Genomic DNA, 11,796 nt, shown 5'->3' with positions numbered 1-11,796 from the left:
CACAGCTTCGGATTCCATGCCCACACCGCTTCTTTGCATTCCCGGCCCAACAGGCGCGGGCAAGACCAGCGCCGCCATTGCCGTGGCGCAGGCCCTTGACGGCGAGGTTATCAACTTTGATTCCCGTCAGGTGTACGAGGACTTTCCCATCATCACGGCCCAGCCCTCGCCAGAGGAGCGCGCCGCGTGCCCGCATTTGCTGTACGGCTTTTTGCCGACGCATGAAAAGCTGGGCGCGGCGGCCTATGCCGATATGGCCCTTGAAACCATTGCCGAGGTGCACTCGCGCGGCAAGCTGCCCATTATGGTGGGCGGAACGGGGCTGTATCTGCGGTCCCTTTTGCAGCCCCTTGCCCCGGTGCCGCCCATACCGGACGACATCCGCACAAGTGTGCAGGAGGACTGCGAAAAGCGCGGTCCCAACGCCCTGCACCGCGACCTTGCGGCAATGGACGCCGCGCTGGCAGATCGCCTGCATCCTAACGACCGCCAGCGCATCATGCGCGGGATTGAGGTCTACAAGGCCACGGGCAAGCCGCTGTCCCAGTGGCATAAGGAAACGGCGGACACCCGCGATTTTGCGGCGCTGAAGCTGGGCGTTGGTGTGTCCCTGACGGAACTGACGCCGCGCCTGTACACGCGCATTGAGGCCATGCTGGAGATGGGCGCGCTGGACGAGGCCCGCCGCGCCATGGAGCGCAACGCGGACCCCAAGGCCGCTGGCTGGTCCGGCATTGGCTGCGCGGAACTCCACGCGTATCTGAGCGGCGACCTTGACCTTGAAGCCGCCAAGGCGCTGTGGGGCAAGAACACCCGCGCTTACGCCAAGCGCCAGTTGACGTGGTTCAACGCGGACAAGGACATCCAATGGTTCCGCCCCGGCCAGCACGAGGTGATGATAGAGCGCGTCAAAGCGTTTTTTGCCTAGCCGGGCGTCTCCGGCGAAAGACAGAATAAACGGCGTCGGTCCTGAGGGATCGACGCCGTTTTTGTATGGGCGGGATAGGGCGGTGCGGCGCACGAGTTGTGCTTGAGTTTTTCGGGACTTTTTTGTGCCCCGCCGCCACCGTAGGAAAAATTGGCGCTAGATGCGGCGGCGCACGCCCTTGGCCATCAGCGCGATGTGTTTGGGCGTCAGGCTAAAGATGAGCGTGCCGTGGCGGGCGCGGGGGCCGGGTATTTCAATACAGATGAGGCCGGAATTCTGTACGGCGACACGCTGGCGGTCGTCGCCGGTGATGAGCAGGCTGGCCAGCTTGGCGAGGTTGGGCATGTGTCCGGCGATGAGCACGGAGTGTGCGTCCACCAGTGAGTCAATGCGCTCCACGGTTTGGTGGGCGGGCGTCATGGCTTTGACGTCCGGCGTGGTCATGATGCTTTGTTCGGGAAAGCCCGTGGCGCGGGCCATAATCTCCGCCGTTTCGCGGGCGCGGAGCTTGGGGCTGGTGAGGATGGTATCAAAGGCGATGCCGAGTTCGGCGGCCACCAGCGCGGTTTTACTCACCTGTTCCACGCCGATGGGGCTGAGGGGTTCGTCGGGCGCGGCCTCTTTGGGCAGGTTCGCGCCGTGCTGCATGAGGTAGAGAAGCATCTAGGCCTCCTCGGCGGGCGGGCCGCCGGTGTTTTCTTCCATGTATCCAAATGATTGCACGGGGAAGTTGCGCTCCCGGCGCAACCGTGTTTTCATCAATGATTATCAGACGGTAGGAAGTCGGGCAACCGCCTGTGCATGAGGTGGATGTTTCACGGCGCGTTTGGCGGCGTTTTTCACGGTTTTTGCACGTGTCGTCGCAGGTGGGCGGCTTATGCCGCCTTCAGCGGCGCAGGCGCGGCGTGGCGCCGCCATGTGGCGGCGGACGGGCGCTTCATCTGGTAGCGGGGCGCTTTTTGGACAACCCACCGGAACCACTGACGCCTGCCGCGTCTGCGGCGGCACAGGGAGTGGGCATGGTGTTTGGCATTTGGCGTGGTCGAAGACAGCTTTTGCGCATGCTTGGCGTTATGGCCTGCGGCGCGGCGGTGATGCCGTGGCGCGCCGTGGCGGCCGGGCCGGCGCTGGACCTTGGCCTTGCCGCGCAGCAGGCGCTGGATGCTGGCGAGGCTGGGCGCGCGGCGGAGCTGTTGACCCGGGCGGTGCGTCTGAATCCGGACGATGCATGGCTGTGGGGGCTCCTTGGCCGCGCCGAGTGGGCGCGGGAGCGGCGCGCCCCTGCGGCGCGCGCGTTTCGCCGCGCTCTTGGTCTGCGCCCGGACGATGCCTATTCCCGCATGATGCTCGATATGCTGGGGCAGCAGCCCCTTGCAGCGCCCCCACCTGCGCCCCCGCACGGGGAAACGCCCCTGGAACGCCGCGCCCGTGAGGAGCGCGAAGCCTATGCGGCGCAGCATGGCGGTGACGCCCCGCCCGGCGCGGGATACCGCATCCGGCGCGTTGTGCTGGACCCCGGCCACGGCGGTTTTGATCCCGGCGCGGTGGGGCCGAAGGGTCTGCGTGAAAAGGACGTCAATATGGCCGTCGCCCGCCACGCCGCGCAGGAACTCCGCCGCGTGGCCCCGCATTTGTCTGTGGCCCTGACACGCAGCGCGGATACGTATCTTCCTCTCTCCGCTCGCACCGCCGCGGCCAACCGCTTTGGCGCGGACCTTTTTCTCTCCTTGCACAGCAATGCCAGCACCCGCGCGGCGGCCCACGGCATCGAAACATATTCCTGCTCCGAAACGGCCTCCAGCCGCGAGGCGCGGCGCCTCGCGGACTATGAAAACGCCGTAGTGCGCTTTGATGGTCCGGTGCCGCGCAGGGAGCAGTTTTTGGACCTTGAGGGCATTGTGTTTCGCTTTGAGCGGCGGCGGTATTGGCGCGTTGGCGCGCAGGTTGCCCAGCGCATGCAGGCGCGGCTGGCCGAGGGCTTACCCTTTGCCGACCGGGGCGCCCAGCACGCGGACTTTTATGTGCTGCGCAAGGCGCGGATGCCGTCGGTTCTGCTAGAGACGGGATTCCTCTCCAATCCGGATGAGGAGCGCCTGCTTGCGGACGCCGCCATGCAGCGGCGCATTGGTGTGGCCGTGGCCGAGGCCGTGGTCGCCCTCAGCGCGCAGGAGGTGGCGGGATGACGCGGCAAGGCGCGCGGACGAACAGCCAAGGCCGTGTGCGGCGCGGTGTCGCCGTGCTTGCGGTGCTGTGCGCCGCACTGTGGTATACGCATGCGGCGTGGGCCGGGCCGGAGGTGGAAGCTCCGGCTGGTGTGGACGCGCTGGTTTTGGCCGGGTCGCAGGCGCTCTATGACGGCAATGTGCAGGAGGCGGAGCAGTATTTGCGCCGCGCAGTGGAGGCGGACCCGCACAGCGTGTTTGCCATGAACCAGCTTGGCGCGGCCCTCGCACGGCAAAAGCGCTTCACTGAGGCGGGGCGCATGTTCACCCGCGTGCTGGCGCTGGATGAAGGAAACCTGTTTGCGTTGATATGGCGGGGCGTTTTGGCCCTTGAGGCCGGGCGGCCCGGCGCGGCGCGGCGCGCGTTTGGCGCGGTGCTGGAGCGCGACGCCGCAAATCCGGACGCGCTGTATTTTCTGGGCGTGGTGCATGCCTCGGCGCGGGACCGGGACGGCGCGGTGCGCTATTTTACGCGGGCGGGGCAGGCGGCCATGCGTCTTGGCGGCGACCCGGAGGCGCAGTACCGCTTGGGGGTGGCCTACCGGGGGCTGGGTCTTGCCGCCAATGCGGAATTGGCGTTTGAACGCGCTCTGGCCCTTCGTCCGCGTTACGGCATGGCTCTTGTGGAGCTTGGCTGGGTGCGCCTGAACCGTGGCGACCGGGCCGGGGCCGAGGCCGCGTGGACGCGCGCCGCCGGCCTTGGCGGACGCGCCGCCGAGGAGGCGCGCACCAGCATGGCGGCAACGCTCACGCGAGACGCCATTGCCGCGCAGGAGGCGGGAAACACCGCTGAGGAGCGCAGATTGTGGGGCCGGGTGCTGGAATGGGACCCGGAGAATAGGGCGGCGCGGCACCACTTGCGCTGAACCCGGCCGCAAGGTATTTATTTTGTTGGAACCATGCGCCGCGCAGGAGAGGGTCCTACGGGGCGAACAGCAATCGAGGAGAGCATCGTATGAGACGGATGGCATGGGCCTTAACGATGGCGGCGCTGGTGGTGTGTCTCGTGGCTTCTGCGGCGATGGCGCAGACCACACAGACGACGCAGGGCGCGCCCTATGTGCAGGAAGCGGAACAAGGCTCCGTGAATTGGCAGACCGGCCTCATCACGGCAAAGGGTATTGGCGCGCCGCCGGAGAGCGGGGCGAATCAGGCGCAGCTGCGCGGCATGGCGCTGCGCGCGGCTACGGTCATTGCGCGGCGCAATCTGCTGGAACTCCTTAAGGGCGTGCAGATTGACTCCACCACCACGGTGGAGAACTTCATGGTCGCCAGCGACGTTGTGGTGGCGCATCTGCGCGGCTATTTGCAGAATTCCCAAATTTTGGACACGGCCTATATGTCTGACGGCTCCGTGGAGGTGACCGTGGGGCTGCGGCTGCGCGGCGGTGTGGCGGACGTTATTCTGCCCAAGGCGTCGGAGTTCAACATTCAGCGTCCCGCGCCCGCCGTGGCAGAGCCGCAGGTCCCTGCAGAGGCGGCCCAAGCGGAGAATGCCACAGCCGAGGGTGACCCCATGGCCGAGGCCAAGGCCGCAGCGGACGCGCGCCCCGTCACCGGGCTGGTGGTGGATGCGCGCGGGCTGGGCCTGCGTCCGGCCATGAGCCCCCGCATTTTGGACGAGGACGGGCGCGAGGTTTACGGCACTGCCGCCGTCAAGCGCGGCTACGCCATCAAGCAGGGCATGGCCGGGTACGCCAAGGAGCCGGAAGGCGGCGCCGTGGCCCGCCGTGCGGGCGACAATCCGCGCGTGGTGAAGGCGCTTCGCGTGTCCGGCAAGGCCGGGACCGATGTGGTCATCGCCAATGCCGCGGCCGAGGATATCCGCGCCACCAACAGCGAGTGGAAGTACCTTGCCCAGTGCCACGTGGTGCTCGTTCTCGACTAAACCGCTACTGCTCACCAAGTATACCGGGGAATCATTATGACGAAATATCGACGCGTTTTAGCCTGTCTTCTGGCGGTTGCCGCCCTTGCGCTGGCCGGTTGCGGCGGCAAGGATGCGCGCACGCCCTCGGGCATGTGGGACAGCCCTTTGCACCATTTCAACAACGGCATTGAACTGCTGGACGACGGTGATATCACCGGCGCCACCGTGCAGTTTGAGCTGGCGCTGCAGATTGACGATGAATATCCGCCCGCCCTCGCCGGGATGGGCTACCTTGCCGCGCTGTCCGGCGACGAGGACGCCGCCGAAGACTCTATCGACGACGCCTACGACGAAGTGGACGACGACATGCCCGTTGCGGTCCAGCTGTGGCCGTACATTCTGGACATCCGCTCCCGCGCCGCGCTCTACGCCGCAGGCCGGATGGACCGGGATGACTTTATCGAAGGCGTGGACGACGTGTTTGCCGACGCCTCGGAAATCGCCCCGGAGAATGCCGCTCTGTACTACTGGACGGGCGAGGCGTACGTGGACGCGCTGGAACTGCGCGCCGCCGAGGTGATGTTCCACCGCGTGCTGGAGATGAAGCACGGCTACGAGGAGCGCGCCCGCGCCCGTTGGGAAGTGGTGCAGGCGGCCAACCGCGCCGCGCCCGGCACCGTGGTGGGCAAGCGCATTGCCCTGCTGCGGACCATCACCCGCGCCGACCTTGCCGCGCTGCTGGTGGAGGAGCTTCGCGTGAAGCGCTTCTACTCCCGCACGCAGAGCGTTATGGACAAGTCCTTCCAGACGCCGGACCAGAGCCGCGCCGCCGTGGCCCTTGACGTTGAGGCCGCAGTGCGCGACATCGACGGCCACCCCCTGCGCGCGGACATCGAAAAGGTGCTCCATTACGGCGTGAAGGGGCTGGACCTGTATCCGGACCGCACCTTCCGCCCGCAGGCGACGGTGACCCGCGCGGAGGCGGCCATGGTGTTTGAGGACATTATCGTACGCGCCACGGGCGACAAGGCCCTCGCCACCCGCTACATCGGGCAAGAAAGCCATTTCCCGGATGTTCGCGGCGACCATTCGGCCTTTAACGCCATTATGCTGTGCACCACGCGTGGCGTGATGCAGGCCGATATCCGCACCGGCGCGTTCCGTCCCCTCGGGCGGCTGTCCGGCGTGGAGGCCCTTGGCGCGGTGCAGCGCCTGCGGCATGAACTGCGGCTCTTTGAATAGCGCTTTAGAGGCCCCGCAGTGCGGGGCAAGTCTTTCACAAAAATCATACGGCGCGGCTACGGAACCTTCCGCTGCCGCGCCGCTTTTCATTCAACACGAAAGGGTGTAATCGACATCGGTCATGAAGTATCATCGCACTTTACTTGGAATCCTGTTGTGTGCGGCCCTGTTCGCGGCCGCTATGTGGAGTGGCCCCGCCATGGCTGGCGAGGTCAGCGTCGCGTGGCGGCCAGATGCGGAGGACGCCGTCATCACCAGCCGCTCCGGCGCGTTGCAGGCCGGGCTTGGCCGCGCCGTGGTGCAGGATGCCCTGTCGCTCCTGCCCGGCGAGCTGGACGAGGAGCGTGTGAATATGCTCCGTCAGCGGCTTTTGGATAAGGCATGGGACTACGTGCTCAGCTACTCCGAACGCGGCCTTGATGTCACCGAGGACGAGCAGGGCACCATGAAGACCCTGCGCCTTGATGTGACGGTCAACCGCCCCGCCCTGAAAAAGGAACTCAAGCGCCTTGGCGTGTTCTACACCGTCGCCACGCCGCAGGCCTTTGACATTCACCTGACGGATGGCGCATCCGATGCGTGGGACGACCTTGGCCGCTTGCAGCGCTTTACCGGCGTTCGCGTGCGCAGCGGGGCGTCTCCGCTTTTGCAAATCAGCCGCGACGCCGAAGGCGTCTGGACCGGCCGCCTGAGTCAGGACGACGACTTCTGGATTGAGGCCGACAAGGGCCTGACCCTCATGTGGGACCGCCTGTGGGGCCATTTCTTTACCCGCCCCGGTGCCGACGCCGGGCTGGTCTCGTCCCTGACGCTCATCATTCAGGGCTGGTACGCTCCCGACGGTGCCAAGGCCTTTGATGCGGAGCTGCGCTCGTGGGACAAGGCGCTGGAATCCGCCGACCTCACCGAAGTGCATATGCTGCCAGACGGCATTGCCGCCACATGGCGCGTGGCTACACTCGACCGCGAGGCGCTGAAGGCACGTCTCGACGAATATCTCCCTCCCCGTGGGCTTTCCTATAGCTTTGACGCCTTGCCTTAATCTGATTCCCTGTATTATGAATGAGTTGTCGTATATGGGCGTCCGCGACGAAAGCGGGCGCCCGTATTCACCATTTCATAATCGGGGAAGGCTATGCCGTTTTACCAGAGCAACTGGACCATTCCCAATATACTCACCGTCCTGCGCATCCTGCTGACACCGGGATTCGTGATGGCCTTTTTGAACGGCCGTGTGGACGTGGCGTGCGCCTTTTTTACACTGGCGGGCGTGACGGATGCGGCGGACGGGCTGCTTGCGCGTGTGCTGCATCAACGCACCCACCTCGGGGCCATGCTGGACCCCTTGGCGGACAAAGTGCTGCTGACGGCGGCATTTTTGTGCATGGGCGTTGCGGAGTGGGTGCCCTCGTGGCTGGTGGTGCTGGTTATCAGCCGCGACCTTATTATCGTGGGCGGACTGGCCCTGCTGACGTTTTGGGGTGTGGACATCCATGACGAGATTCGTCCGTCATTCATGAGCAAGCTCAACACCACCGGGCAGATTCTCATCACCTTTATGGTGCTGGTGCAGCATGCGGGCTGGTACGCCATGCCCCTGCCGATTCTGATTCTGACCTATGCTGTGGGGATTTTGACCGTACTGACGGGTATAGATTACGTCCTGCGCGGCCTTTCCTTGTTCCCCGCCAATGGCGACGGAACAGAGTAGCGCGGCGCATTTGCGGCCGGGGAGGGCGACAGGGTGCTGAATCTGCGGCGTGGTGGAGCGCAAGGGCGAGGCGGGCAGTGTACGGCGGGGCGCTCGGGCGCGGTGCACGGAAGTGGCCGTACTCCGCGCCGGACGCGCTGGATGTGACGACGGAATGATTTTTTGCCCATCGAAGGGGCAGAGCCTGAGGCGCGGCGAACAATGCGCCATGCTTGGGAGGCATGCCGGGGCTGAATGCGGCGGACGCGGCGCGGCGGCGTGGGCAACTGCCCGGAGATATGCCTTGCGCCGGGCAGAGGCAGCGTGCGCGCGGAGGCTTTCGGCGGATTGTGGCCCGTCACAGCGCTCTGGACGGGAAAGAGCAGGCAGGATAAATAAAACCCGGACGGCGTGGAGTCGTCCGGGTTTTATTTATACGCGGAAAAAAGAGAGAAACGAAGACGACGACCTTAGGCCTTGTCCTTGTCTTCTTCCTTTTCCTCTTTTGGGGTTACGTCAATTTCGCTGGGTTCGGACGTGGCCTTCTTAAAGTTCTGAATGGCCTGACCAATACCACCGCCGATTTCCGGCAGTTTCTTGGCGCCGAAGATTACCAGCACGATTACGAGAATAATCAGGAGTTCCCAAATTCCTAATCCGCCGATCATGTGATGCCTCCGTGTGAGTATTGTCAGTGGCTATACACGCGCGGAAAACCAAGGTCAAGACGGGGGAGCCTCGCCCGGCTTTGGAATTTGCTTGATATTTCGCAGGATACCTGAAAGATTTTGAGGGACGCCAGCAATGGCTGGCGCGATTTTGCGATATTTTTGGCGAGAGGGGAGTGCAGCGTGGGAGATGATACCAAGGTCCGCAGATTGCCCGGAGACAAGTGTGTCTTCTTCCGTCTTGGGTGCTGCATGTATAAAGAGGTGTTGAATCCCGGCTACCACGATGAATTCCGGTGCAAGGCGCTTGTCGACCTTGAGGCCGAATACGATACGTTCCTTGATAGGGCCGAGGCCTTTCATCTGGATGAGGAAATGGCCTCGCGCATTTGGCATTCGCGCCTGACGCGCTACGCGCAGGGCGGGTGCGAGTGTCCGGACTTTCGCCCCGGCGAGGCCGACAGCGTGCCGGGATGCGCCTTTGCCTTGGGATTTCTGTGCCTGAAGGCCCTGCCGAAGTGTGGGGGCCAGTGTACGTACTTTCGCCTGCCGCCCAATGCCGCCCGAGATACCGCCCCCCATGACGACGAATCATGACCCGCAAGAGAGAGCACGAATGGAATTGACCCGCGATATTCTCTTTTTCCCGGAAATGCATGCCCCGGAAGGCGCGCAGTATCCCGCCACCATCAAGTTTTTTGATCCCGGCTTGGCCGACCCCGCAGACGGACGCTACCTCATGCCGCAGGGCCTGCCCCTGTCCCGGCAGGACGCCATGGGCTGGCTGGGGCAAACCACGGGCTACGCCGAACTGTTTCAAAAGCCCGGCGACCTGCGCGCCCACAGCGCCACGCACGAGGATTTCTTCACCGGTTCGACCATGGACATCGCCAGCGAACTGATGGCCATGGAGGCTCCCCGCGCGGAAAAGGCCGAGGCAGACGATGCGGCGGCTTCCGGCGCGGCCAAGGCGCAGGGCGTTTTGCTCCTTGCATGGCTGCGCGAGCAGCGCTACCGCGAGCTGTCGTCCCTTGATGCCGGTCTGGACAAGGTTTGGGAGATGTTCGACGAAACCGTTGGGCTGGACCCGGACGACCGCGACGAGATCGATCACCTTGATGCCGACGTGTTCGCCCCGCTTGGCGAGGTGGCTCCCTACGCCGAAAACGGTGTGTGGAAGCCCGTGCTGGAAGCTATGCTCCGCCTTTTGCCCGAACAGACGGTGCTTTTCGTCCGCGAACAGGCCGTCATTGACGAATGGGTGGACGCGGGGCTGACCTTTACCGACCCGACGCCGGAACTGGCCGAAGCCGTGCAGGATGTGCCCCTTGCTGAGGGCGAGCGGCTGGCTCAGCTGGTTGCGCCCGGCTATCAGCTGTCCCTACGCGCCAAGCTCCCCGAGGGCAGTGCGTGGCTTGCGGGCGACCGGACCATGCTTGTGGTCCTGCGCGGGTAGTTTTCACCACATCTGACAGAGCTCTGGCGGGCGGCGCACTTGCTGCCGCCACGGCACAACGTCGCGCCCCAGCGCGCGACAAGACGGACAAGGACGATTGTTCATGTTTATCTGCAATGATTTTTGTGGGCTGGACTTTTTGCGTGGTCTCAAGGGCGTCGTTTTTGATTGCGACGGCGTCATGTTTGATACGCGGGCCCTCAATATGCGCTTCTACAACCTGATTCTCGACCGGATGGGACTGCCGCCCATGGACAAGGGGCAGGAGGACTACGTCCACGCCCACGCCGTTCGTGAATCCATCGCCCACATCGCCCCGGAAGGGCGGCTGGATGAGGCGCTGACCGTGTGGAAGGGCATCGACTATACCGAGCTTATTCCCAGCATGGTGCCGGAGGACGGCCTGTATGAACTCCTCGGCACGCTGCGCGCCGCCGGGCTGAAGATGGGCGTGTATACCAACAGAACCAACACCATGGAACTGGTGCTGGAAAAGTTTGGCATGACGCAGTTCTTTGACCCGGTGATGACGGCCCGTATTGTTGCGCCCAAGCCGCATCCCGAGGGCATGCACCGCATTCTTGAGGCGTGGAACATAGCCCCGCACGAAATGGCGTATATTGGCGACACCGAGCTCGATGCACAAGTGGCTGGCGCTGTTGGCGTTCCCTTCTGGGCGTATGGTAATGAGTCGCTTCAGGCGCAGATGTATCTGCGCGATTTTTGGAGCCTGCGCCGCCGTATCGTGCATGCCGCACGCGAAGGCGGAGTGCTTGGTACGCGGTGCACCCGTCCGCACTGTGAGGCGTAGAAAAATAACCCTTGCTAGTTGAGGGTGGATGTGCCAACAATTCTTTAACCCGCAACTCCCCAGCATAGCTGAAATGCGGAAGGTTTTTTCGGAGGAAAGATGGGTCCGATAGTAAGCGGATTGATTTACATACTTCTCATGGTTCTGAACCTCTACAAGTGGATTGTCATCATTTCTGCACTCATCACGTGGGTGCGTCCCGATCCTTACAATCCCATTGTGCGTTTTCTGCGTTCCGCCACGGAGCCGGTGTTTTACCGCGTTCGCAAGTGGCTGCCGTTTGTCTTTGTTGGCGGTGTGGACCTTTCGCCGATTGTCGTGCTTTTTGCCATATTCTTCTTGGAGCACGTCGTCAGGGGCTATTTCCCCATGCTTATGATGTAGGCAAAGGAGTTCATGATGGCGGTTTCTAAAATCGATGTTCTCAACAAGACGTTTGGGCGTTCATTTCGTGGGTACACCTGCGCGGAGGTTGATGCCTTCCTGCAGGAGGTTGCGGACTCTCTGGGCGCACTGTCCGAGGCAAACAAGGCGCTGGATGCCCGTGTTGCCTCGCTGGAGCATGCGCTGGAGGAGCACAAGGGGCGCGAACAGACCCTGCGCGACACTCTGGTAACCACACAGCGCATGGTGGACGACATGAAAGCCACCGCGCAGAAGGAAGCCCAGCTTATCATCGACGCCGCCAACGCCAAGGGCGAAGTGCTCCTTAATCAGGCGCACAACCGCCTTGCGCAAATCCACGGCGACATCTCGGAACTGAAGAAACAGCGCACGCAGTTCGAGGTAAAGCTTCGGTCCATACTTGACGCGCACCTACGCATGTTGGAGCTCGACAAGGAGGAAGAAGAATCGCTCGACGCTGCTGAGCAGAAACTCAAGTTTATCAAAAAGGCGGGCGCTTAGTCC

General features: G+C 63.6%; 14 protein-coding genes. 12 read left to right on the top strand and 2 right to left on the bottom strand.

From position 1 onward, the window contains the following. Nucleotides 1-16 precede the first annotated feature (16 nt). Nucleotides 17-928 carry a tRNA (adenosine(37)-N6)-dimethylallyltransferase MiaA gene (miaA, locus tag ACYQ2T_RS15740; RefSeq protein WP_459901854.1) on the top strand — a complete coding sequence of 304 codons (912 nt, stop codon included), beginning with the start codon at nucleotides 17-19 and terminating at the stop codon, nucleotides 926-928. Between the two features lie 156 nt (nucleotides 929-1,084). Here miaA and sixA read toward each other — a convergent pair whose 3' ends face one another. Beyond that, entirely contained in the window at nucleotides 1,085-1,591 is a 507-nt protein-coding gene (gene sixA, locus ACYQ2T_RS15735) for a phosphohistidine phosphatase SixA (protein WP_404845528.1), read from the bottom strand. Nucleotides 1,592-1,947: 356 nt separating this feature from the next. On the opposite strand from sixA, the gene ACYQ2T_RS15730 reads away from it, so the two are divergent. The 6 genes from ACYQ2T_RS15730 to ACYQ2T_RS15705 all read left to right on the top strand — a co-directional run bounded on the left by ACYQ2T_RS15730 (nucleotide 1,948) and on the right by ACYQ2T_RS15705 (nucleotide 7,973). Beyond that, nucleotides 1,948-3,111, top strand: coding sequence for an N-acetylmuramoyl-L-alanine amidase family protein (locus ACYQ2T_RS15730; RefSeq protein ID WP_459901853.1), 1,164 nt, complete (start codon nucleotides 1,948-1,950; stop codon nucleotides 3,109-3,111). Continuing rightward, on the top strand, nucleotides 3,108-4,016 hold the full coding sequence (locus ACYQ2T_RS15725; RefSeq protein WP_459901852.1) for a tetratricopeptide repeat protein: 909 nt from the start codon (nucleotides 3,108-3,110) through the stop codon (nucleotides 4,014-4,016). The genes ACYQ2T_RS15730 and ACYQ2T_RS15725 overlap by 4 nt, the downstream gene beginning before the upstream one ends. 89 nt (nucleotides 4,017-4,105) lie before the next feature. Next, nucleotides 4,106-5,038, top strand: a complete 933-nt coding sequence (locus ACYQ2T_RS15720; protein WP_459901851.1) for a hypothetical protein — start codon at nucleotides 4,106-4,108, stop codon at nucleotides 5,036-5,038. A 36-nt stretch (nucleotides 5,039-5,074) separates the two neighbouring features. Next, nucleotides 5,075-6,262 carry an S-layer homology domain-containing protein gene (locus ACYQ2T_RS15715; protein WP_459901850.1) on the top strand — a complete coding sequence of 396 codons (1,188 nt, stop codon included), beginning with the start codon at nucleotides 5,075-5,077 and terminating at the stop codon, nucleotides 6,260-6,262. A 199-nt stretch (nucleotides 6,263-6,461) separates the two neighbouring features. Further along, on the top strand, nucleotides 6,462-7,304 hold the full coding sequence (locus ACYQ2T_RS15710; protein WP_459901849.1) for a hypothetical protein: 843 nt from the start codon (nucleotides 6,462-6,464) through the stop codon (nucleotides 7,302-7,304). 93 nt (nucleotides 7,305-7,397) lie between these two features. Beyond that, a complete protein-coding gene (locus ACYQ2T_RS15705) occupies nucleotides 7,398-7,973 on the top strand; it encodes a CDP-alcohol phosphatidyltransferase family protein (protein WP_459901848.1) in 576 nt (191 codons plus the stop codon). 449 nt (nucleotides 7,974-8,422) lie between these two features. Here ACYQ2T_RS15705 and tatA read toward each other — a convergent pair whose 3' ends face one another. After that, complete coding sequence (gene tatA / locus ACYQ2T_RS15700; RefSeq protein WP_404845535.1) at nucleotides 8,423-8,620, bottom strand: twin-arginine translocase TatA/TatE family subunit; 198 nt, start codon at nucleotides 8,618-8,620, stop codon at nucleotides 8,423-8,425. Between the two features lie 183 nt (nucleotides 8,621-8,803). On the opposite strand from tatA, the gene ACYQ2T_RS15695 reads away from it, so the two are divergent. From ACYQ2T_RS15695 to ACYQ2T_RS15675, 5 genes are all read left to right on the top strand, one after another. Next, a complete protein-coding gene (locus tag ACYQ2T_RS15695; protein WP_404845536.1) occupies nucleotides 8,804-9,217 on the top strand; it encodes a hypothetical protein in 414 nt (137 codons plus the stop codon). A gap of 19 nt (nucleotides 9,218-9,236) precedes the next feature. Continuing rightward, nucleotides 9,237-10,076, top strand: coding sequence for a hypothetical protein (locus ACYQ2T_RS15690; protein WP_459901847.1), 840 nt, complete (start codon nucleotides 9,237-9,239; stop codon nucleotides 10,074-10,076). Between the two features lie 103 nt (nucleotides 10,077-10,179). Beyond that, nucleotides 10,180-10,887: an HAD family hydrolase gene (locus tag ACYQ2T_RS15685; protein WP_459901846.1), complete on the top strand. Its 708-nt coding sequence runs from the start codon at nucleotides 10,180-10,182 to the stop codon at nucleotides 10,885-10,887. A 99-nt stretch (nucleotides 10,888-10,986) separates the two neighbouring features. Continuing rightward, nucleotides 10,987-11,271 (top strand): YggT family protein, encoded by a 285-nt coding sequence (locus ACYQ2T_RS15680; protein ID WP_404845539.1) that lies wholly within the window; start codon nucleotides 10,987-10,989, stop codon nucleotides 11,269-11,271. Nucleotides 11,272-11,286: 15 nt separating this feature from the next. Continuing rightward, nucleotides 11,287-11,793: a DivIVA domain-containing protein gene (locus ACYQ2T_RS15675; protein ID WP_404845590.1), complete on the top strand. Its 507-nt coding sequence runs from the start codon at nucleotides 11,287-11,289 to the stop codon at nucleotides 11,791-11,793. Nucleotides 11,794-11,796: the final 3 nt, after the last annotated feature.

The organism is Desulfobaculum senezii, assembly GCF_054657395.1.
Note: the sequence above shows the minus strand (reverse complement) of the source record. Positions and strands in the feature narration are given on the sequence as shown.

Coding starts and splice junctions, on each gene's coding strand:
- ACYQ2T_RS15720 (WP_459901851.1), top strand. CDS start 4,106: ATGAGACGGATGGCATGGGCCTTAACGATGGCGGCGCTGGTGGTGTGT.
- ACYQ2T_RS15705 (WP_459901848.1), top strand. CDS start 7,398: ATGCCGTTTTACCAGAGCAACTGGACCATTCCCAATATACTCACCGTC.
- ACYQ2T_RS15685 (WP_459901846.1), top strand. CDS start 10,180: ATGTTTATCTGCAATGATTTTTGTGGGCTGGACTTTTTGCGTGGTCTC.
- ACYQ2T_RS15680 (WP_404845539.1), top strand. CDS start 10,987: ATGGGTCCGATAGTAAGCGGATTGATTTACATACTTCTCATGGTTCTG.
- miaA (WP_459901854.1), top strand. CDS start 17: ATGCCCACACCGCTTCTTTGCATTCCCGGCCCAACAGGCGCGGGCAAG.
- ACYQ2T_RS15715 (WP_459901850.1), top strand. CDS start 5,075: ATGACGAAATATCGACGCGTTTTAGCCTGTCTTCTGGCGGTTGCCGCC.
- ACYQ2T_RS15675 (WP_404845590.1), top strand. CDS start 11,287: ATGGCGGTTTCTAAAATCGATGTTCTCAACAAGACGTTTGGGCGTTCA.
- ACYQ2T_RS15730 (WP_459901853.1), top strand. CDS start 1,948: ATGGTGTTTGGCATTTGGCGTGGTCGAAGACAGCTTTTGCGCATGCTT.
- ACYQ2T_RS15690 (WP_459901847.1), top strand. CDS start 9,237: ATGGAATTGACCCGCGATATTCTCTTTTTCCCGGAAATGCATGCCCCG.
- ACYQ2T_RS15725 (WP_459901852.1), top strand. CDS start 3,108: ATGACGCGGCAAGGCGCGCGGACGAACAGCCAAGGCCGTGTGCGGCGC.
- tatA (WP_404845535.1), bottom strand. CDS start 8,620: ATGATCGGCGGATTAGGAATTTGGGAACTCCTGATTATTCTCGTAATC.
- sixA (WP_404845528.1), bottom strand. CDS start 1,591: ATGCTTCTCTACCTCATGCAGCACGGCGCGAACCTGCCCAAAGAGGCC.
- ACYQ2T_RS15710 (WP_459901849.1), top strand. CDS start 6,462: ATGGCTGGCGAGGTCAGCGTCGCGTGGCGGCCAGATGCGGAGGACGCC.